Here is a 20776-nt window from a genome sequence, read left to right on the forward strand (position 1 = left end):
AATAAGATTATTGGAATAGTATTGAAGAAGATGTATAATTAGTTCATTTTTTTTACAGTTAAAATATAATATGAATCATAAAGTTGGTTTTGTTAGCCTTGGTTGTCCTAAAGCTCTGGTTGATTCAGAGCGAATTATTACTCAATTACGTGCTCAAGGATACGAATTAGTTTCCAGTTATCAAGATGCCGGTATTGTCGTTATCAATACTTGCGGTTTTATTGATAGTGCGGTTAAAGAATCGCTAGACACTATTAAAGAAGCAATGGCAGAAAATGGACGTGTTATTGTTACCGGCTGTTTAGGAGCTAAAGCTGACATCATAAAAGAAGCTTGTCCTGATGTTCTTCATATTAGTGGCGCTCATGCTTATGAAGAAGTAGTCAATGCGGTTCATCAACACCTTCCCCCACCAACCGATCCTTTTACCCAACTTGTTCCTCCGCAAGGAATTAAATTAACTCCACGTCATTATGCTTATTTAAAAATATCTGAAGGATGCAATCAAAAATGTACTTTTTGCATCATTCCAACGATGCGTGGAAAATTACAAAGTTATCCAATAGCACAAGTATTAACTGAAGCCAAGAAATTAAAAGATGCTGGCGTTAATGAAATTTTAGTGATTTCTCAGGATACCAGTGCTTACGGAGTAGATACACGTTATCAACCGGTGACTTGGCAAGAAAAAACCATTAATACACGATTTTTTGATTTATGTGAACAATTAGGTCAATTAGACATTTGGATCCGTTTACATTATGTCTATCCTTATCCTCATGTTGATGACATCATTCCCTTAATGCGCGACGGTCTTATTCTTCCTTATTTGGATATTCCTTTACAGCATGCCAACTCAAGAATACTTAAAGCAATGAAACGTCCTGCAAGCAGTGAAAATACGCTCTTACGCATTGCCTCCTGGCGCGAGATTTGCCCAGAGATTACACTTCGTTCCACATTTATTGTCGGCTTTCCTGGAGAAACAGAAGAAGAATTTGAAGAATTACTCGACTTCTTAGAAGAAGCCCAATTAGATCGCGTAGGTTGCTTCAAATACTCTCCGGTCGAAGGAGCTAAAGCGAATGAATTAAGTGATCCAGTTCCCGAAGAAATAAAAGAAGAACGTTACCATCGCTTCATGCAATTACAGGCAGAAATTAGTCGCGATAAATTAGAAAGCAAAATCGGTAAAACCCAAACTGTATTAATTGATGAAATACATGACGATCAAATTATTGCGCGTAGCAAAGGTGATGCCCCCGAGATTGATGGTCTTGTGATTCTACCCCCTAATCCTGGAATTAAAAGCGGATCTTTTGCGGAAGTACTAATTACAGATAGCGATGATTATGACTTGTACGCAGAGTTCAAAGATTAATCAAAAAATTCACGAGAAATGGACATAATCTCATTTTGCATACCATCACTACTTACCGTATTTGGACGCAATAAATTCAAATGTAATAGCTGATGGTATTTCTTATATGCTTTTTTCAAAAAGGTGTATTGCTCTTTATTGAAAGCGCCGGCTAAAAATAAATGGTGCAATTGACTTAATGTATGTGTATATCGAGCCAAAGAAGGATTTCTTAAATGAAGTATCAAATACTGTACTAAAAACTCTAAATCTAACAGTCCTCGAGAAATAGAATCTCTGGCTTGATAATGTTCTATCTTGGATCTCATGGACAATACATCATGTTGTAGCGTGGTTTTATTACGCTCTATTTGAACTACTGCTTTTTTCAATTGCATGAAATGATGTCTAATTTTTGCATTCCCACTTAAGATCCGTGCTTTTAATAAAGCCTGATGTTCCCACGTCCATGCCTGCTTTTTTTGGTATTCAACAAATGCATCCACATGGCTAACCAATAGTCCTGCAGAACCAGAAGGTCTAAGACGTGTATCAACGTTATAAAGAACTCCAGATTGGGAGCGTGTAGTCAGCATATGTAAAATCTTTTGGGTTAAACGTGTTACCAAAGCCTCTTCTGATGGTTTTGCAGTATATAAAAATACTAAATCCAGATCAGATGCATAGTTCATTTCACGACTACCTAATTTCCCATAAGCAATAATTGCAAAATGTGATTGGGTTTGTTTTATTTCAGGATAGCGTACATACAATTGTTCGCTAGCAAGCTGCAAAACCTGATTCACAATCACTTGTGCCACATCCGACAAAAATTGCCCCATTCGTACAGCACTAAAGAAACCATAACATTCTGCACGAGCAGCCATCAGCCAATTAGCCAATTTAAACTGTCGCAGAATTTCCTCTTGCAATTCAATGTCATCATGATGGGCTAACTTTTCAATCAATTGTTGTTGTAATTGCTGTAGAGACAATGGCCGCCATTCCTGCCCTTGATCCAACAAGACTTCCAGTAAAAACGGTTGATTGACTAACAATGAAGTAATAAAAGGACTATGAGCAAACCAAAATAATAACTCTGTAAGTACTTGAGGATTTTCGGTAATTAAAGCCAGATAAGCACTACGCCCCACAATATTTTCAAGTAAATGCATCACTTGCAATAACACCTCATCCGTTTTTTCAACATGAGTAAGCTCAGCAAGCAACATAACCATTAACCGATCCAGACGCATACGCGCACCTTGGGTTAAACGTCGACATCGAGGACTATGACGAAAGGAATGAATCATTTGGTAACAATAAGAGGCGTTTGTAAAACCCAAACTGGTTAATAAATTAATTGCCATACTGGTTTCAACATGTCCTTGCCAAAGACTCGATAACTGATTATCCAATAACCTTTTATCATTTTCATAATCTTTGACCTTACCAAGTACTGAATGAAATGCATAGCTAATAATGCGCTGATATTTGTTTAATTTGATTACTAAATCATCCCAAGAAGAGAATCCCATAGCTAAAATAACTTGTTCTTGTTTTATTACGTCCTCAGGTAAAGAATGAGTCTGTTGATCATTTAAACTTTGTAACATATTTTCTAATTGGCGCAGAAACAGATAAGCTTGTCTTAAAGCATCTGTGTGCGGTAATAGTTTTTCCCGTTTTAAAACACGCAGTGCTGATAAAGCATTTTGTTCTTGTAATTGCGGTAGCCGGCCACCGCGAATGAGTTGAAAACTCTGAATAACAAATTCAACCTCTCGTATTCCACCTTTACCTCGTTTTATATCATCCAATCGTGGATTTAACTCTACTTCTCTCTCGATCATTGCCTTCATACTACGCAATGACTCAATCACACTAAAATCAACATAACGCCTATACACAAAAGGGATAATTAAGCGCTCAAACCAAGGGTGTACCTCATCCAGTGACTCAGTAATTATACGCGCTTTAACCATAGCATAACGTTCCCAATCGCGACCTTGCTCTTGATAATAAGTTTCTAGTGCTGCCAGACTTGAAACCAAAGGACCACTATCTCCATTAGGGCGTAACCTCAAGTCGACACGAAAAACAAATCCATCTGCCGTTATATTTTGCAAAATCTGAACGAATTGCTGGACTAATTTGCTAAAAAAATGTTGATTATCAATACGCTCTTCACCGTCAGTTTCCCCTACAAGCGTATAAGCAAAAATCAGATCAACGTCCGAAGAATAATTAAGCTCTCTTCCCCCTAACTTTCCCATAGCAAGGGTATACAAATGAACTTCATTTCCCTCTCTGTCACGCGGTGTCCCATGACGTAAAGAAAGCAATTGTTTGCAATAATCTAAAACATGCAATATCAAAGTATCAGCACAATCTGACCAAGATTTAATTGCTTCTTCGACATGAATAATACCTGCCATCTCAAGAAGAAGTAGCCGCAACAGCTGGGTATTTCTAAATTGGCGTACGACACGTAAGTAAGTTGCGATCGGTAAACTTGACGAGGTGCTTCTTAGTGCATGAAAATAGTCCTCACGGGATAAAGCAGAATGGCAATTATTCGTAATCAGCAGGTTTTTTAACAATTGAATATGTCTGCACGCATAGTCGCTAATAAGAATGAGTTTCTTTACACTATCACATAAAGGATGATGTAAATCTGATAGATATTTTTCGATAAACCAGGATTTTGATTGCAGCAACGCAGAATTTTCCATTTGCATAAATCCTTTGTATTGAACTGCTTTTATTGAGAACCGAATACCTTATTAATACATTACATTTCTGTCTTTGCAAGAGACAAACGTTAAGTTCGTTTTACGAGATAAAACACATTTCCATGTCTTATGCCGAACTCATAATAATGCTCCAACTAAGTTCTATACATCGTTGTAAGCTCGTTCGGCTCAGCCATGTATTTTTTTGTACGCTCCGTCATCTCACTATACTTGAGCCTTTGCTAGCAACTTAGTGGATGACACTATAATATTTTAGAAAAAATCTAATGTAATGTTTGTCCCTGAGTAAAACAACGAGTAATCACTTGTCGGATTACAAAATCACCTTGATCCACTCCATACATTGAATTAAAATGTTTCGCTAAAGTAATGACCCATCCAGATAAACGAAAGCTCATCTTTTTTTCGGATTGATCCACAACAATTTCAAAAAGCCCTAAAGTATCACTTTCACGCTCACTAGCATATTCTTCCATAATCATGCGGGCGGTTTGTAAATCTTTGTCTCTGGTAGGCCAATTTTGACTCATATTATTCTCCCTAAAAGCATGATTAGGTCTTTATAACTTAACGCAATATAAAACCAGAAATAAGTCTGATATTATCTCATATTTTGTTCAAATTCTCAATATTGAGTTCAAATATTGAAGAAGTTTATTATTCTCTGCAGCTTCCTATGCGCCATAATCAAGCGAGCTGAAAACAATTTATTGCTTTCCACGCAATAGCAATAGAATGTTTTTCCAAGACAGCATATTATATGCTTATGCACCAAATTTTAAATACATAAACCATGACTTATCATATATTACCTTCAATATTATCGGCCGATCTTACTTGTCTTGGCTCTGAAGTCGATTCTGTAATGAAGGCTGGGGCTGATTTTATTCATTTTGATGTCATGGACAATCACTATGTACCTAATTTGACATTTGGCCCCGCATTTTGCGATGCTTTAATCAACCGCTTTCCTCAACTGCCTATAGATGTGCATCTTATGATCCAACCTGTAGATGCCCTGATTGAATCTTTTGCAAAGGCTGGCGCTAAGCGTATAAGCATCCATCCAGATGCAACAATCCACGTAGATCGAAGTCTCAATCTTATTAAAGACTTAGGATGCGAGGCTGGCTTAGTATTAAACCCAGCGACACCCATTGAGGTATTAACTTGGTGTGCTCATAAACTTGATTTTGTACTCATTATGACTGTGAACCCAGGTTTTGGTGGTCAAAAACTTATTCCTGAAATTATTAACAAAATATCACAAGTCCATGAACGCTATCCACAGCTTGATCTTTGTGTTGATGGAGGGGTGACAATAGACAATATCGCCACCTTAGCCCGTGCTGGAGCAAATCAATTTGTTGCTGGGGCTGCGGTATTTAAAAGTGCCAATTACAAAGACACCATTAATGCTATGCGCGCACAGTTAGCCAATGTATAAAGAACTTTAATGTATGAGAGTCATGAAAAATATCATTTTACTACTATGTGGACTTATGGGATCTCAGCTATGCCATGCTCTTTCAGGTCAGGCTTACATGGATCGATTTAATACTTATCTCTCCTATAGTCAAAATATTCCTGCAACACCTAATGCCACATTCCTCGAATTTATCAGCGGAGATGGGGCTCTTTCATCCAAATTACGCGACAAATGGCTTTATGAATTGGCTAAAAACAAAGACTGGTCTAATTTTAGTCAATATTACCGGCCATCCCAGGACCTTAATCTCGTATGTTATGATCAGATTGCAAAATATAATTTAGGAATGCACGATGAAGTCTTAAAAGAGTCTATTCCTTTGTGGTTAACAGGAAACTCAATGCCTCCATCATGCGATAGCTTGTTTAACTTATTGTTAAAGGACAATAACTTAGACCAAAACTTAATTATAAAACGTTTTGACCTAGCATTAGATCAACGTAACATACAGCTAGCTCGCTATGTGTTAAAACAGTACAAAATATCTCATGGAGCAGAGCTTCAAGCATTAAACGCCGTGATCCAAAATCCAGCTAACATCAGTAAGCTTAATCCAGGTGGATTAAACAGTACCATTTATCTTTATGGTCTTAAGCACATGATTTCAACAAATATGGATCAAGCGCTTAAATTATGGCAACAAAGTAAAACCCAACAGATGCTTAACCAAGAGCAAAAACAAGCCTTTTTAGCTCATTTAGCACTTTATAAAGCAATGCGCAATCATGAAGATACATTGCAATGGTTCGCTAAAGTAAAGCCACAATATTACAATGATACTTTGCTGGATTGGCAAATACGTTTCGCGTTAAAACATAAAAATTGGGCTCAAGTTACTGTTTTAATTAATGATTCAAAAAATAAAGAAGAGCCTTGTTGGCAATATTGGCTAGCTCGCTCCTTAGAAGAGCAAGGTAAGATGGCAGAGGCACGCGCAATTTATGAGCCTTTAGCTAAAAACAGGCAATATTATGGATTTTTAGCCAGTTTACGTCTTGATAAAACACCAAGCTTTAGCAATGAGACACCAACAACAAACTTAGATGTTTTAAAACCTTATCAATCTTTTATCGAGCAAATCAAAACGCTTTACATCACCAAACAAAATCTACAAGCATCTCGGTTACTCAATGATTTTATTAGTGAATTGCCTAAAGACGAGGCAAGTGCTTTAGTCTATTGGATTGACAGTAAACTGCAGTGGCATGGCAAATCCGTTTATCTCAGTAATAACGAAACGCTTAATAACCAACTTTCTTTAAGATTTCCGCTCGCATATAAAGACAGTATCTCACTTTATTCTAAAAAATATACTGTTGAACCCGAATTTATTTATGCCATCATCCGCCAAGAAAGCGGATTCAGAGATGATGCGACTTCTTCAGCTGGCGCTCGTGGTTTAATGCAAGTCATGCCCTATACTGCAAGAGTAGTCTCAAAAGCAGATAAGATTCCTTATATCGATCAAAAACAATTATTCTTACCCCAAAAAAATATTAATATAGGAGTGGCTTATTTAAAACAACTAGCAAAGCGATTTGGTAATCATCCTATACTGATTGCAGCAGCTTATAATGCCGGCCCCAAACAAGTAGTTTATTGGTTAAAAACTCATCCACCCAAAGAAATTGATGTATGGATAGAAACTTTACCGTGGCAAGAGACACGAAATTATTTAAAAAACATTATGGCTTTTTATGTTGTTTATCAATATCGTTTGGGCCAAAAATCTAACTTAAACCATTTTCTAGAGCCCTTATAAAAATTTTTTGATAGATTAACACATATAAGGCCGAAGAGCCTCAGCCTAGCTGTTATTGGCTTAAGGGATCTATCTTGATTCCTTAAGCCAATAACAGTGAACTTCAAACTCTATGTATAATAATTATCTCTATTTTAAAACGAATGCCAACACTTCCTAAATTCAATACTAGATTCTATGCCTCTTGGCATCAAATTGGTCTATAATTATACAATCAAACTCAAAGGCACACTGCTTTTTTTGTATGCCTTAAGGTAATTTTTATGATAAAGATAATTTTCTCTTGCAGTCTATTAGGGATAATATTTTCTTCACTAACTGGATGCGCTCCCACTGCTACTGTAGTTGGCACATCAAACGTCCCAATTAATTATACTTATGCTCCAGGCTATAATCCCCCCCAAGTTGTGTATCCAGACGTCGCTACTGATACAGATACAGATACAGACACATACGAGTCAGTTGTTATTATTCATAAATAACTTGGTTCGACATAAAAGGCCTGGAAATACATTGTCGCTAAGCGAATGTTATTTCAGGATAAATAGCATTTGCTTCATTATCCTTCTGTATTTTGGATGAAGCGCAATAACACGTGATTCGTTCGCATAGAAGACTCCTGTAAGGCATTACTTGGACTTATAAATCCAGCAAACATTGCCTCTAGGACTTCATCGTTAATACTACGGATTTGGTTTTGTGGGCCAAAGCGGTGTAATGATTTGTTATGTGCTTTACCTTCTAAATCAGTTTGAGCCATAAGCAATGTAGGGTGACGACTGCTTTGTAGAATACTGGCATAGATACCTTGCAAACCAATAGGAAGATACCCTGTATGCTCATGCCATCGTTTTTGTGTTTGTGGCTTTACTATAAAAGCAAAAAATTGTGCAATTCCTTGGTATTGCTCCTTTGTTTGTCCTGATACCGCCCATAGAGCGGCCCCTCCTGCAACATTCGCATGCCTTATTTTGCTCACTTCCGTATCCAAAGGCATACTCGCGATACCTAGATGAAAAGGAACTAATGCAGATAAACTATTGTAAGCACCTGAAGATTGACTAAATAAAGGACAAACCCCACTGGTAAATAAAATAGTCGCATCATCTACTCTTCCAGCGTAACGAAAATAGCGAAGAGAATGCCAACGTTTTAAACGTTCAAAATGACTTAATAATTGTGGGGTAGCAAAAACAGCATGATCCTCTTGAGTTAATGGTAATCCATGAATTGCTAAGAAAGATTCAAAAAGCACCCAGCCGGGATAGGCTGTTGTATAGGTACAATCATAACCCGCACTTTTTAACTTTTTAGCCAATACCTCCATTTCACTCCAAGTACGTGGAAAATTTGTCTGGGTATAACCTACCTTAGCAAGAATATCCAAATTATAATACAAAGTAGCAACTGAAAGATTAAAAGGCAAAGCCATCAACTCCCCATTTTTGCTATAAAATTCACGAATAGACTGTATAAAATCTTCTTTAGGTAAACGAATCCCCTGCTCTCGCATGAGTTCATCTACTGGTTTAATAACGCCCTTAGGCGAAAGCATAATTTCGGTGCCAACTTCAAATATTTGTACGATTGCAGGAGGATGATGCGCTCTGAATGCTGCAGCAAAACTAGTTAAGGTTTCGACATAATTTCCTTTATAGACAGGTTTAATCAAGTATTGGTTTTGACTTTGATTAAACTCACCAGCAAGCACTTGAACCTCTTCTCCTAAATGTCCTGCCATTCCATGCCAAAATACCAGCTCGATTCGCTCTGCCTGTGCCGGAAAAGTACACAATAAAGCAAATAAGCAATTAAAAATAATAAAACTTCTCAAGTAGTTATGAGTTAGTGTTTTCATACTAATAAGTCAGGATAATCACTAAAAATCGCATCCACGCCCCAGTCAAACAATTTATTTGCTAAACGCTTGCGATTAACCGTATAAGCATAAAGCACATAACCCTCTGCCTTTATCTCTTTAACTCGTTCTTTGGTTAAAACTCTACGGTTAAAATGAATGGAAAAACATTCCAATTGTTTTGCTTTTTGCAACCATTGCTCATCCCAAACATGGAGCAGTAAACCTAAAGGCATCTCTGGTGCAATGCTTCGACATAATGTCAACACATCCCAAGAAAAACTGGATACTAAAGGTAAATTTTTTTCATACGGCCAATAACGATTAATGTGACTCATTACTGCTACTGCTGTTTGCTCTTCTGCGCCAGGATAAGGCTTAATCTCAATATTTGCTTGTACATTTGTAACAGACATCCAGTCTAAAACCTCTTTAAAATGAGGAATATGTTCTCCTTTAAATCGCCGTGAAAACCAAGAACCAGCATCTAAGGATTGTAAATAACTTGAATCAACTAAACCAACATCCCCTCGTCCATTTGTCGTTCTTTTTAAACAGTCATCATGAATGACAAAAGGTTCACCATCAGAGCAACACATCACATCAAACTCAATGAAACGACATCCTAAAGCTAAGGCTTTTTCAAAAGCTGCTATGGTATTTTCAGGAGCATAGGCAGAAGCGCCTCTATGTCCAATAATTTTTTCTACAGCTAACAAATTAAATCCCCTTCAAGTAAAAAGCATAAGACACGCGTCATGCGCCCACCATTTAAATACCAAGAAAGCAGTCGTCTTCACCTAGACGCAGAATTAACCTCCTTAATTTAACGTGGGCATGAAGCTTAATAATACTCTTCTAGTGCCTGCGATAACTCATCTTATAATTACAACTATTTCCTCAACTTATTGTTTACGATTTGCAGCCACTTCAACTACAGCTGTTAATATAAGCTCATTGCTTACCGTTAAAGCAGATGCTGCAACAGGTGCAGTTGTAGCCAGCACCGTATTCATCTCTTTGGCTTGGTAAGGCCTGGGCTGGGGAGGATTATTTCCATCAACAAAAACCAAGTTACTCACACTATAATTTTGTGTTGGATAAGCCTTATTGATACGAGCAAGCTCATCATTTACTTGTTGATACAAACGTTCCCTGATTTGAGTTAAAACAACCTGAGTTTCATCAAAGCTTGGTTTGAAATCTACATTGGAGATTTCATATTGAGCACCAGGCAAGCTCACAGTCTTGGCATTTTGATAAATATCAGTTAATACTTCCTGACTCACTCGCGCTTGAGCTTGTACATAAAGTTTCTCAAGTCCAGAACTGTCCTGTGAACGATCAAATTGAACAAGATGCCAATCTCCTTTGGCAATTTTGTTTAATCGCTCCATAATATCAGAACGAGCTTTAACAAGATCCGCATTATTTAAAGTCACATTAATATTTACACCAAGCAACGCAGTTTGCGTTGTAACCCATTGTTTTGCCGAAAGTTGGAAATCAATTTTATCAAGTACTAATTGAGGTTGTGGTGGTAAGACATTTTCCGCAAAGGCAAACGGCGTAACTACCATCAAAGCCAGCATTTGAACTACCTGACGCATAACAGTCTCCAAGTTGATAAATAATCGAATAAGTGTATATCAGCAAACCCAAAGATACCAAATTATTAAACGGCACCATTGATTTAATCAAAAAATAGGAATATAACTTCTGCAAATATTTCAATCGGAGCGAAACATGATGTCTGTGGACAATATCTCTAATAGTAACCAAACAATAGCCGATGATGATTTTCTTGATTACGCCCTCTCTCATGGATTTGGTGATTTGCACTTTAAGGTTGATCCTGAAACAGGAATGAAAGCAATAATAGCCATACACAACACTAAATTAGGCCCTGCTTTGGGAGGGTGTCGCTTTATTGAGTATCCAAGTACTCAGGCCGCACTCAAAGACGCAATGCGCCTTGCTCGCGGAATGAGCTTTAAAGCCGCATCTGTAAATCTGCCTTTAGGAGGTGGTAAGTCTGTTATCATAAAGCCTAAAGAGTCCTTCGATCGGGTTCAATACATGCATCAATTTGGTAAGTTTGTTCATGAATTAAATGGTCGTTACATCACTGCTCTTGATAGCGGAACCGAATTAAAAGATATGGACGTCATTGCAGAACATACTCCTTATGTTGCTAGTTTATCCAAATATGATGGTGACCCGTCTCCGTCTACTGCTCGTGGAATTTTACGCGGTATTCAAGCAGCAGTTGCTTTTAAATTAGGGAAAGACAGTCTAAACGGAGTTCATGTAGCAGTCCAAGGCTTAGGCCATGTTGGATTTTTACTTTGCAAACATTTACATGAATTAGGCGCCAAACTGACTGTTGCCGATGTTTCTCCAGCTGCAGTAGAACGGGCTGTGATTCAATTTGGAGCAAAACCAGTAAGTACTGATCAAATTCACAAGGTGCCCTGTGATGTTTTTGCTCCTTGTGCATTGGGAGCTATTATTAATGACCTTACGCTACCTCAACTGCAAACGACAATTATTGCAGGTGCTGCAAACAATCAGTTAGCACATACTTACCATGGTAAAAAACTACATGATAAAAATATCTTATTTGCAGTAGATTATGTGATTAATGCTGGAGGATTAATTTTTGCGGCATCTAAATATCTTCATACCCCGGAAGAAAAAATTAATGAGCAAATTGATGCAATATACGTTCATTTAATGGAAATCTTTACTCGATCTGCCAAAGAAAATTTACCCACTAACGAAATAGCAGATCATTTAGCCCAAGAGAAACTCTCTTAAAATAAAAAGGATCATATGAAGCATATTAGCCTAACTCCTGAATTATACGCCTACATGCTGGATAAATCTTTGCGTGAACACCCGTCCTTAATAGCATTACGCAAAGAAACATCCACAATGGAGTTGGCAAATATGCAAATTCCTCCAGAACAAGCACAATTTTTTCAATTGCTCTTGCGTTTAATTCATGCAAAAAATATCTTGGAGTTAGGAACATTTACAGGCTATAGTGCCTTAGCAATGGCATTGATGTTACCTGACGATGGAAAGCTCATTACTTGCGACATCAATACCACATGGACGAGTAAAGCGCATCCTTTCTGGAAAGAAGCAAAGCAAGACCATAAAATTGAATTACGGCTTGGACGTGCACTTGATACTTTGCATGAATTAGTTCATGAAGGTTGGCAACATAAATTTGATTTTATTTTTATTGATGCGGATAAAACCAATTACATCAATTACTATGAAATGGCATTAAAACTGATTCAACCCCAAGGATTAATCGCTATAGATAATATATTCTGGGATGGTAAAGTAATTAATGAAAATGAAACAGGTGGACAAACTAGAGAAATAAGGAAACTTAATGATTTAATTAAAAATGATCCACGAGTATTTATTAGCCTGTTGCCTATAGCTGATGGATTATTATTAGTACAACCGAACAACACATAAGCTCTTCTTTTGAAGCATTAAGAAAACTATGTTAAACCTAGGTCTGATTTAAATCACCAGTCCGAAAAACTGAAAACACGAGTTTCACCAAGTGACATACATGACCCCAACAAGTTTAGAGCTTAAGTTGATATCATTATGTGATAGTTATGTTTGATACAGCGGAATAATTTTAAAGGAGTGATAGATAATGCAACAAAACAACAACCCTTGCGGATTAGATGGTTTTGCTTTCTTAGAGTTTTCAGGCCCAGACAAAACACGTCTGCATCAACAGTTTACTGATATGGGTTTCCAAGCCACTGCCCGTCATAAAAACCAAGACATTACTTTATTTCAACAAGGTGAAATTCAATTTATAGTGAATGCAACATCCAATTGCCAGGCTGAAGAACATGCCAAAACTCATGGCCCTGGGGCTTGTGCAATGGGATTTAGAGTTAAAAATGCCAAAGCAGCATTTGACTACGCCATCAAACACGGAGCTATTGCCTTTGAAGATTGTGAGCATGCTCATCATGGCTTGCCCGCCATTCAGGCAATCGGAGGTAGTGTAATTTATTTTGTGGATGAACAACATCAACCCTTCTCTACCCATTGGGAACACCAACCGAATCAAAAAGTAGAGGGTAATGGTTTAGTACTGATTGATCATCTAACTCATAATGTATTTCGTGGCAATATGGATAAATGGGCTCATTTTTACGAATCGATTTTCAACTTCCAAGAAATTCGCTATTTTAATATTAAAGGTAAGATGACTGGATTGTTAAGCCGAGCGTTAGGTAGTCCTTGTGGAAAAATTAAAATCCCTTTGAATGAATCCAAAGATGATCTCTCCCAAATTGAAGAGTTTCTGCATGAATACAAAGGTGAAGGTATTCAACATATCGCGTTAACTACCACCAATATTTACAATACAGTCCATACATTAAGGGAACAAGGTGTAAAATTCCTTGATGTTCCAGACACTTATTATGAAATGTTACATGAGCGTCTTCCTTGGCATCAAGAGCCCGTCAAGCAGCTGAATGAAGAAAAAATACTGATTGATGGAGAACAGGATCCTAAACATGGTTTATTGCTGCAAATCTTCACAGAAAATATCTTTGGTCCCGTATTTTTTGAGATTATCCAACGTAAAGGGAATCAAGGCTTTGGAGAAGGTAATTTCCAAGCTTTATTTGAAGCAATTGAAAGAGATCAAATCAAACGCGGTACCTTAAAAGAAACATCTGTTTAAAAAAGACAATAATAGCTCAGCTCCTCTACGCCATATTTAGGCAAATGGTCAGATTATCACACGAGATATGCCAAATATGGTTATACCGGGGAGGTGCTCTATTACAAGAAATAAAAAATGTAGCCTGGGTTATCTATCCTATTGAACTCAGGCGTTTATACCAGAAAAATGGCACTATAACGAGCGCCAGCTGCTGGTTAAACTAAGCTTATAAAGAGGTTCTTATGAAACTTGCGAGTTTAAAATCAACATCATCTCGGGATGGGCAACTATGTGTAGTCAATCAGTCATTAACTACTGCAATCACTGTTCCCCAAATTGCACCTAACTTACAATATGCCCTTGATCATTGGCACGTAGTAGAAGCAAAGTTACAAAAACTATATCAGCAACTTAATGAAGGGCAATTAGATAATACTTTTGATTTTAATCCGCAAGAATGTACCTCTCCCCTGCCTCGTGCCTATCAATGGGCGGATGGCAGTGCTTATGTTAATCATGTCGAACTAGTTCGCAAAGCCCGTGGTGCAGAGCTTCCGGCTAATTTTTGGACTGATCCACTCATGTATCAAGGAGGTGCAGATTCCTTTCTAGGGCCACGAGATCCCATTTTAGTTGCAGATGAAGCTTTTGGAATCGATTTCGAAGCTGAAATTGCGGTCATCACCGATGATGTCCCTATGGCCATCAATCATAAGGATGCAGGACGACATATTAAGTTGTTGATGTTAGTCAATGATGTCTCATTGCGCAATTTAATCCCCAATGAACTCGCGAAAGGCTTTGGTTTTTTTCAGTCTAAGCCTTCCAGCAGCTTTTCTCCTGTTGCCATTACCCCTGATGAATTAGGTTCTGATTGGGATGGACAACGCGTGCACCTGCCGCTATTAAGTCATTTAAATGGACAACTATTTGGTCAACCTAATGCCGGTGTTGATATGACCTTTTCCTTTCCAGAACTAATTCAACACGCTGCAAAAACGAGGAAGTTAAGTGCAGGAACCATTATTGGTTCAGGTACGGTTTCTAACACGGATCGCAGCAAAGGTTCCTCCTGCATTGCTGAAAAAAGAATGCTTGAAATCATAGAACAAGGACAGGCTAAAACTTCGTTTATGAGCTTTGGAGATAGGATTCGCATTGAAATGCTAAACCCACAAAAAAATAGTCTGTTTGGTGCAATTGATCAAATCGTTGAGAGGTATAAGCCATGAAGCTTTATGACTATTATCGCTCAACAACGTGCTATCGGGTACGAATTGCACTCAATATAAAAAATATTCCCTACGAAAAAGTAAACATTCATTTAATCAATCATGGAGGAGAACAACATAGTCCTGAATATCGGAAAGTTAATCCTCAAGGTTTAGTGCCCAGTTTAGAAATCAATGGCCATGTTATAAGTCAATCATTAGCGATTATTGATTATCTCGATGAAACTTACCCTACTCCTCCCTTATTGCCCCAGAATGCTCTAGATAGAGCTACTGTTAAATCTTTGGCTTTAATTGTTGCCTGCGATATCCATCCTTTAAATAATTTGAGAGTATTAAATCAATTAAAAAATGAGTTTAATCCCAGCGAATCTCAAATAACACAATGGTATCACCATTGGCTTAAAGTCGGATTTGATGCATTCGAAGCTAAATTACAAACACTCACTCGTCAAGAACCTTTTTGTTTTGGCAGCACGCTCTCTTTAGCGGATCTTTGTCTCATCCCTCAAGTATACAATGCCCATCGTTTTCACTTTGCAATGGATAATTATCCACTTATAAATGAAATAAATACACATTGCTTAACACTTGAAGCCTTTCAAAAAGCACTCCCTGAGGCTTCATGAAATTCAAATCATTAGGGCGTGTCTACAACACGCCCTAGCCAAGTAATTAATTCAGGTACGAGTCAGGTATTTACAATGATGTAAAACCATATGAAGCGCTTGAAAAAACTCTTTCAGAAGTTGTTGTCAAACTTAAAAAGTACCCCAAGGTAAAGGGTCGCAACGAGGCCTTTAACTAAGATAAAGATCAAAATGATACATATCTAAAGCCTTAATAAATTAAAACTAGAATTTTAAAAAATCATTAAAGATGCACGTTAAAAATTTACAACGACACAATTCTGATTAGAACCAAGCCTTACTTACTTCTACAGTAACAACTCCAGAAGGTGTTTTTTCAAGCATGCTCCATGCCGCTTTACATCGTTGTAAATGTCCTACTAAGTAATTCTTTTTACCACATTTATAACGCACAGGCATCTCGTCATAAATCTTACCTGAATTGATGGCCTGACAATGTTCACCATTTGTTAACTCTATTGCCCACGGATAAGTACGCGACATATCCAATGTTTTATTTTGTTCATTATCTAAGGGGAGTTTTACCATGATTTGCACACTGTCCCCCACCCAAGGAGATTGAGGGCATAAAGCAGTAGTTCTATTAGGGCCTGATTTAACAAAGCATGGATCATAAGTTTTGCCATCTACCATGCAACGCCATGCATCTTCACGCACAATTAATCGAGATTGTGAATAACATTCACCTCTAAGCGTATTTTTGATTTGAGGAGCAATTTGATTCTCCACATCACCATAGGGCCTATATAATTTTAATATCGTATCATCTGCCGCAACGTCAAAAGAATAAAAGAACAGAAATAGATACAATATCTTTTGCAACATAATTCTTCCTCAATGATTTATTCAGGGTATTAGGGCATAAAATAGTTTTAGAGTCCATAAAAACTAAGAAAATCGATCCGTTTTAGCCAAGAGAGTAGAAATGCCGATAGGCCCAGTGTATCATCTCATTTTAAATAAAAGGTATCTATCTTCGCGTGATCACAAAATTGCGATTTTGGCATCACCTACCTGCATTGTGCTTGTGGACTCTCCAATCGAAAATGCTGATGTAACACAAATACACCTCTGTCTTTTTCTAATTCGGGAGCTTATAAGCAGATAGAAATACAAAATCTTACTTTTTGGCCAAGCTAAGTATATTTATAATTAGGAGTAAAAAATGACCGAAGTTTTTACCATAAGACAGTGTTTAGATGGTGAAATCAGTGCTGATGAATACGTTACTGTCAGAGGCTGGGTAAAAACCCGGCGTGATTCAAAAACAGGCCTATCTTTTATCAGTATGCACGATGGCTCCTGTTTTTCTCCCATTCAAATCGTAGCCACTGATAATTTAACGAATTATCATGATGAAGTGACGAAACTTACCGCGGGCTGTTCATTAATTGCCTCAGGTAAATTAGTCGCCTCCCAAGGAAAAGGTCAAACCTTTGAAATTCAGGCAGAGCATATTAACGTTATTGGCTGGGTAGAAAATCCTGATACCTACCCTATTCAAGCAAAACGTCATACACTTGAGTTTCTACGTGAAGTAGCACATCTACGTCCTCGTACGAATACAATTAGTGCAGTTACACGAATTCGTCATTGCTTATCACAAGCCATACATCGTTTTTTCCACGAACAAGGTTTTTTTTGGATCCATACGCCCATTATTACCTCAAGCGACTGCGAAGGGGCTGGGGAAATGTTTCGAGTATCTACTTTAGATCTACTCAATGTACCTAAAGGTGAACAGGGGCAAATTGACTTTAGCAAAGATTTTTTTGGTAGAGAAACTTTCCTTACTGTTTCTGGACAATTAAACGTAGAAGCTTATTGTCTTGCTATGTCTAAGGTCTATACTTTTGGTCCAACTTTTCGTGCGGAAAACTCAAACACCAGCCGTCATTTGGCCGAGTTTTGGATGGTGGAACCTGAAATCGCTTTTGCGGGATTATCTGATATATGTGATTTGAGTCAATCCATGTTGCGTTATTTATGCAAAGTTGTTCTTGAAGAGCGAGCAGACGATATGGACTTTTTCAATCAATTTGTTGCTCCTGGATGTATTGAGCGTGTAAAACATATCGCTGAATCAGATTTTGAAATCATGACTTATACTGATGCCATTAAAATTTTGGAAAAAAGTGAACAACCATTTGATTTTCCTGTCAGTTGGGGACTCGATTTACAATCAGAGCATGAGCGTTATCTCGCAGAGATACATTGCAAAAAACCAGTGATATTGACTAATTATCCTCAAGAAATTAAAGGCTTTTATATGCGCCTTAACGACGATGAAAAGACTGTTGCTGCCATGGATGTCTTAGCTCCCGGAATTGGTGAAATTATTGGAGGTAGTGAGCGTGAAGATCGTTTAGATGTTTTGGATAGACGCATTGAGGAAAGTAATCTCAATAAAGAAAGTTACCAATGGTATAGAGATTTACGTCGTTACGGTACTGTACCACATGCGGGGTTTGGTTTAGGGCTCGAGCGTTTTGTGAGCTACGTTACTGGATTGGCCAATATACGTGATGTAATTCCATTTCCACGCACCCCAGGCCATGCTGATTATTAGCAGATAATCAGGAAAGGCTGTATTCGTGCAATTGTGCCAAATACAGCCTTTTAGTGGGTAGATATAAAAAACTATATTTTTTTCTGAATTGTCTCATCTATTGACGTTTCTATTTCCTTAGAGTCAGTTAACAACATCTTCTTAGCAATGTTACTCTTAAACATCTCTTTAGCAGAAAAAAAATGGTGAGTGTTTAATCTACCAGTATCTGTAAGCTCTAGTTGCGCTGTGTTCTGATTAGCCAACCAACTTTTTTTCGTATTGTGTTCTGACGTTGAATGAGTTGCAGAATTTTTTTCAAGTGCTTCAATTTTTATAAACATTTTGGTAACTCCTATTAATTAATTCCGATGCTTTAAAAATAGATATTTCCGCAAATCAGCGCGATTCTGATCATTAGGATCTACATAAGATCAGATAAAAGCCCTTCTCCTAATACTAAAACTCTATCCATCTGTTTTGCTAATTGATGATCATGAGTGACAATAACCAAGGCGGTATTCATTTTTCGATTCAACTCTAACATTAACTCAAAAACCTTGGTTGCAGTAATCTGATCTAAATTACCAGTAGGTTCATCTGCTAAGACACAATAAGGTTGATGAACTAAAGCTCGAGCTATGGCAACTCTCTGTCGCTCTCCTCCCGAAAGTTGAGCCGGTTTATGCGTTTTTCTTTCCTTTAGTCCAACATCATCGAGTATTTTACTTGCTTCAGCCTCTGCATCTCTAACCGATTTTTTTGCTAAAAGTAAAGGCATAGAAACATTTTCAAGCGCAGTAAACTCAGGTAATAAATGATGAAACTGATAAATAAACCCTAAGCCTTGATTGCGTAATTGGCAGCGTTTTTTTTCATTTATTTTTTGCCAATTTACCTCCTTGATCCAAACATCACCACTTGTTGGTTTATCTAATCCACCAAGTAAATGCAATAAGGTGCTTTTCCCAGAGCCTGATGGACCAATAATTGCCAGACGCTCTCCTTCGGTGATGGCCAAATCAATACCTCGCAATACATTAACTTTAGAAGCACCATCATTATAAGACTTACAGAGTTTTGTAACATTTAAAATAAGATTACTCATAGTGTAAAGCCTCCGCAATCACTGTTCTTGAGGCTCTCCAAGCAGGATAAATAGTTGCAACAAAGCTCATTAATAAAGCCATCAAACAAACTTGCCATAGATCACTAAACATAATTTTAGAGGGTAAATAATCCACAAAATAAATACTGGATGATAAAATTTTAAAATGAAACCAAGTTTGTAGATGGTTCACAATAGTCGTTGCATTTTCTGCTAAAATTACCCCACCAATCAACCCCAAAAAAGTCCCTACTATTCCTACCATCATCCCTTGAACTATAAAAGTGCTTAGTATCATAGAAGGAGTAGCGCCAATAGTTCTCAAAATCGCAATTTCTGCTTGCTTGTCATTGACAACCATAACTAAAGAAGAAACTAAATTAAATGCTGCCACCGCAATAATCAGTAATAAGATCATAAACATCATTGTTTTTTCCATTTTAACTGCCTGAAAAAAAGATCCATATTGTTCTGTCCAATTACCTACTTGATATTCTTCACCTAATAAATGCGATAATCGAGAAGATAATTCTGGCGCTTGGTATACGTTATTGATTTTCATCTTAATACCAGTCACATCATTGCCCATTTGCAATAACTTCTGCGCATCCCCTAGATTAATAAACGCTAATTTTGTATCAAAATTAAATCCGGTCCCTGCAGAAAAAACACCTACAACCGTAAATCGTTTAAAACGAGGAATCATTCCGGCAGGTGTAACTGTCGCTTGGGGGATCATAACGGTTACCTTATCCCCAATCATAGTTCCCATACTATCTGCTAAACCTCGTCCAAGAATAATGCCAAAATCTTTTAAATTATTAATATCTCCAGCAAGCAACTTATCTTGCAGATGGCTCATTTTTTCTTCTTCTTGTGGTAATACACCAGTTAGGACGATAGGTAATACTTGTCCCTCATGAACCATTAACCCTTGGCCGCCAACGAAAGGTGAAAACGCTTTAATTTCAGGAATCGTTTGAATTTTTTTAGCGATTTCTGGCCAATCACTTAATCGCTCATTAGGACCAGAGACAGTAATTTCAGGTGCCATGCCAAAAAATCGCTTATGTATTTGTTGATCAAATCCATTCATTACCGATAAAACGGTAATAAGAACCATCACCCCCAAGCCAATACCAAGCATCGAGCTAAGAGAAATAAAAGAAACAAAATGATTTTTCTTTCTAGCACGTGTGTAACGTAAACCCATAAAAAGGGCTAGTGGTTTATACATAATTACTTTGATTTTGGTTAAATACTTATTGTAGAGAAAAAATCGCTCAAGCG

Annotated in this window: 19 protein-coding genes; 10 read left to right on the plus strand and 9 right to left on the minus strand. The window is 37.5% G+C overall.

Annotated features, from left to right (window positions below):
* The first annotated feature begins 70 nt into the window (after nt 1-70).
* Entirely contained in the window at nt 71-1381 is a 1311-nt protein-coding gene (rimO, locus tag Lsan_RS08180; RefSeq protein ID WP_058513933.1) for a 30S ribosomal protein S12 methylthiotransferase RimO, read from the plus strand.
* On the opposite strand, the gene glnE is transcribed toward rimO, so the two are convergent.
* Both glnE and Lsan_RS08190 read right to left on the minus strand, forming a co-directional pair.
* Nucleotides 1378-4101, minus strand: a complete 2724-nt coding sequence (gene glnE, locus Lsan_RS08185) for a bifunctional [glutamate--ammonia ligase]-adenylyl-L-tyrosine phosphorylase/[glutamate--ammonia-ligase] adenylyltransferase (RefSeq protein ID WP_058513934.1) — start codon at nt 4099-4101, stop codon at nt 1378-1380. The two genes, rimO and glnE, sit on opposite strands and share 4 nt — an antisense overlap.
* A gap of 278 nt (nt 4102-4379) precedes the next feature.
* A complete protein-coding gene (locus Lsan_RS08190) occupies nt 4380-4646 on the minus strand; it encodes a hypothetical protein (RefSeq protein ID WP_058513935.1) in 267 nt (88 codons plus the stop codon).
* 263 nt (nt 4647-4909) lie between these two features.
* Here Lsan_RS08190 and rpe point away from each other — a divergent pair, with 263 nt between their 5' ends.
* The 3 genes from rpe (at nt 4910) to Lsan_RS22015 (ending at nt 7849) form a co-directional block, all read left to right on the plus strand.
* A complete protein-coding gene (gene rpe, locus Lsan_RS08195; RefSeq protein WP_058513936.1) occupies nt 4910-5563 on the plus strand; it encodes a ribulose-phosphate 3-epimerase in 654 nt (217 codons plus the stop codon).
* A gap of 22 nt (nt 5564-5585) precedes the next feature.
* Nucleotides 5586-7367: a transglycosylase SLT domain-containing protein gene (locus tag Lsan_RS08200; RefSeq protein WP_058513937.1), complete on the plus strand. Its 1782-nt coding sequence runs from the start codon at nt 5586-5588 to the stop codon at nt 7365-7367.
* 263 nt (nt 7368-7630) lie between these two features.
* Nucleotides 7631-7849, plus strand: a complete 219-nt coding sequence (locus Lsan_RS22015; protein WP_133134206.1) for a hypothetical protein — start codon at nt 7631-7633, stop codon at nt 7847-7849.
* A gap of 77 nt (nt 7850-7926) precedes the next feature.
* Here Lsan_RS22015 and Lsan_RS08205 read toward each other — a convergent pair whose 3' ends face one another.
* The 3 genes from Lsan_RS08205 to Lsan_RS08215 all read right to left on the minus strand — a co-directional run bounded on the left by Lsan_RS08205 (nt 7927) and on the right by Lsan_RS08215 (nt 10835).
* Nucleotides 7927-9225, minus strand: a complete 1299-nt coding sequence (locus Lsan_RS08205) for an extracellular solute-binding protein (protein WP_058513938.1) — start codon at nt 9223-9225, stop codon at nt 7927-7929.
* Nucleotides 9222-9944: a glycerophosphodiester phosphodiesterase gene (ugpQ, locus tag Lsan_RS08210; protein ID WP_058513939.1), complete on the minus strand. Its 723-nt coding sequence runs from the start codon at nt 9942-9944 to the stop codon at nt 9222-9224. The genes Lsan_RS08205 and ugpQ overlap by 4 nt, the downstream gene beginning before the upstream one ends.
* 186 nt (nt 9945-10130) lie before the next feature.
* Nucleotides 10131-10835, minus strand: coding sequence for a hypothetical protein (locus Lsan_RS08215; protein ID WP_058513940.1), 705 nt, complete (start codon nt 10833-10835; stop codon nt 10131-10133).
* Nucleotides 10836-10971: 136 nt separating this feature from the next.
* Between Lsan_RS08215 and Lsan_RS08220 the strand changes: the two genes are divergently transcribed.
* The 5 genes from Lsan_RS08220 to maiA all read left to right on the plus strand — a co-directional run bounded on the left by Lsan_RS08220 (nt 10972) and on the right by maiA (nt 15809).
* Nucleotides 10972-12045, plus strand: a complete 1074-nt coding sequence (locus tag Lsan_RS08220) for a Leu/Phe/Val dehydrogenase (protein WP_058513941.1) — start codon at nt 10972-10974, stop codon at nt 12043-12045.
* A gap of 15 nt (nt 12046-12060) precedes the next feature.
* Complete coding sequence (locus Lsan_RS08225; RefSeq protein ID WP_058513942.1) at nt 12061-12723, plus strand: class I SAM-dependent methyltransferase; 663 nt, start codon at nt 12061-12063, stop codon at nt 12721-12723.
* A gap of 190 nt (nt 12724-12913) precedes the next feature.
* Complete coding sequence (gene hppD, locus Lsan_RS08230) at nt 12914-13966, plus strand: 4-hydroxyphenylpyruvate dioxygenase (protein ID WP_058513943.1); 1053 nt, start codon at nt 12914-12916, stop codon at nt 13964-13966.
* Nucleotides 13967-14190: 224 nt separating this feature from the next.
* Nucleotides 14191-15180 (plus strand): fumarylacetoacetate hydrolase family protein, encoded by a 990-nt coding sequence (locus Lsan_RS08235; protein ID WP_058513944.1) that lies wholly within the window; start codon nt 14191-14193, stop codon nt 15178-15180.
* A complete protein-coding gene (gene maiA, locus Lsan_RS08240; protein ID WP_058513945.1) occupies nt 15177-15809 on the plus strand; it encodes a maleylacetoacetate isomerase in 633 nt (210 codons plus the stop codon). Before Lsan_RS08235 ends, maiA begins: the two co-directional genes overlap by 4 nt.
* 285 nt (nt 15810-16094) lie before the next feature.
* On the opposite strand, the gene Lsan_RS08245 is transcribed toward maiA, so the two are convergent.
* Entirely contained in the window at nt 16095-16655 is a 561-nt protein-coding gene (locus tag Lsan_RS08245) for a hypothetical protein (protein WP_058513946.1), read from the minus strand.
* A 340-nt stretch (nt 16656-16995) separates the two neighbouring features.
* Between Lsan_RS08245 and asnS the strand changes: the two genes are divergently transcribed.
* The gene (asnS, locus tag Lsan_RS08250; RefSeq protein ID WP_058513947.1) at nt 16996-18399 is read left to right on the plus strand and encodes an asparagine--tRNA ligase; all 1404 of its coding nucleotides are present in this window, start codon (nt 16996-16998) and stop codon (nt 18397-18399) included.
* 71 nt (nt 18400-18470) lie between these two features.
* Here asnS and Lsan_RS08255 read toward each other — a convergent pair whose 3' ends face one another.
* The 3 genes from Lsan_RS08255 to Lsan_RS08265 all read right to left on the minus strand — a co-directional run bounded on the left by Lsan_RS08255 (nt 18471) and on the right by Lsan_RS08265 (nt 20723).
* Nucleotides 18471-18722, minus strand: a complete 252-nt coding sequence (locus tag Lsan_RS08255; RefSeq protein WP_058513948.1) for a hypothetical protein — start codon at nt 18720-18722, stop codon at nt 18471-18473.
* An 80-nt stretch (nt 18723-18802) separates the two neighbouring features.
* Nucleotides 18803-19486 carry a lipoprotein-releasing ABC transporter ATP-binding protein LolD gene (lolD, locus tag Lsan_RS08260; protein WP_058513949.1) on the minus strand — a complete coding sequence of 228 codons (684 nt, stop codon included), beginning with the start codon at nt 19484-19486 and terminating at the stop codon, nt 18803-18805.
* Nucleotides 19479-20723: a lipoprotein-releasing ABC transporter permease subunit gene (locus Lsan_RS08265; RefSeq protein WP_058513950.1), complete on the minus strand. Its 1245-nt coding sequence runs from the start codon at nt 20721-20723 to the stop codon at nt 19479-19481. The genes lolD and Lsan_RS08265 overlap by 8 nt, the downstream gene beginning before the upstream one ends.
* Between the last annotated feature and the right edge of the window lie 53 nt (nt 20724-20776).

This window comes from Legionella santicrucis (genome assembly GCF_001468135.1).
GTDB classification, from domain to species: Bacteria; Pseudomonadota; Gammaproteobacteria; order Legionellales; family Legionellaceae; genus Legionella; species Legionella santicrucis.

Coding starts and splice junctions, on each gene's coding strand:
- Lsan_RS08245 (WP_058513946.1), bottom strand. CDS start 16,655: ATGTTGCAAAAGATATTGTATCTATTTCTGTTCTTTTATTCTTTTGAC.
- hppD (WP_058513943.1), top strand. CDS start 12,914: ATGCAACAAAACAACAACCCTTGCGGATTAGATGGTTTTGCTTTCTTA.
- Lsan_RS08190 (WP_058513935.1), bottom strand. CDS start 4,646: ATGAGTCAAAATTGGCCTACCAGAGACAAAGATTTACAAACCGCCCGC.
- Lsan_RS08235 (WP_058513944.1), top strand. CDS start 14,191: ATGAAACTTGCGAGTTTAAAATCAACATCATCTCGGGATGGGCAACTA.
- rimO (WP_058513933.1), top strand. CDS start 71: ATGAATCATAAAGTTGGTTTTGTTAGCCTTGGTTGTCCTAAAGCTCTG.
- Lsan_RS08220 (WP_058513941.1), top strand. CDS start 10,972: ATGATGTCTGTGGACAATATCTCTAATAGTAACCAAACAATAGCCGAT.
- Lsan_RS08255 (WP_058513948.1), bottom strand. CDS start 18,722: ATGTTTATAAAAATTGAAGCACTTGAAAAAAATTCTGCAACTCATTCA.
- maiA (WP_058513945.1), top strand. CDS start 15,177: ATGAAGCTTTATGACTATTATCGCTCAACAACGTGCTATCGGGTACGA.
- Lsan_RS08215 (WP_058513940.1), bottom strand. CDS start 10,835: ATGCGTCAGGTAGTTCAAATGCTGGCTTTGATGGTAGTTACGCCGTTT.
- Lsan_RS08200 (WP_058513937.1), top strand. CDS start 5,586: ATGAAAAATATCATTTTACTACTATGTGGACTTATGGGATCTCAGCTA.
- glnE (WP_058513934.1), bottom strand. CDS start 4,101: ATGCAAATGGAAAATTCTGCGTTGCTGCAATCAAAATCCTGGTTTATC.
- Lsan_RS08265 (WP_058513950.1), bottom strand. CDS start 20,723: ATGTATAAACCACTAGCCCTTTTTATGGGTTTACGTTACACACGTGCT.
- lolD (WP_058513949.1), bottom strand. CDS start 19,486: ATGAGTAATCTTATTTTAAATGTTACAAAACTCTGTAAGTCTTATAAT.
- rpe (WP_058513936.1), top strand. CDS start 4,910: ATGACTTATCATATATTACCTTCAATATTATCGGCCGATCTTACTTGT.
- Lsan_RS08225 (WP_058513942.1), top strand. CDS start 12,061: ATGAAGCATATTAGCCTAACTCCTGAATTATACGCCTACATGCTGGAT.
- Lsan_RS08205 (WP_058513938.1), bottom strand. CDS start 9,225: ATGAAAACACTAACTCATAACTACTTGAGAAGTTTTATTATTTTTAAT.
- asnS (WP_058513947.1), top strand. CDS start 16,996: ATGACCGAAGTTTTTACCATAAGACAGTGTTTAGATGGTGAAATCAGT.
- Lsan_RS22015 (WP_133134206.1), top strand. CDS start 7,631: ATGATAAAGATAATTTTCTCTTGCAGTCTATTAGGGATAATATTTTCT.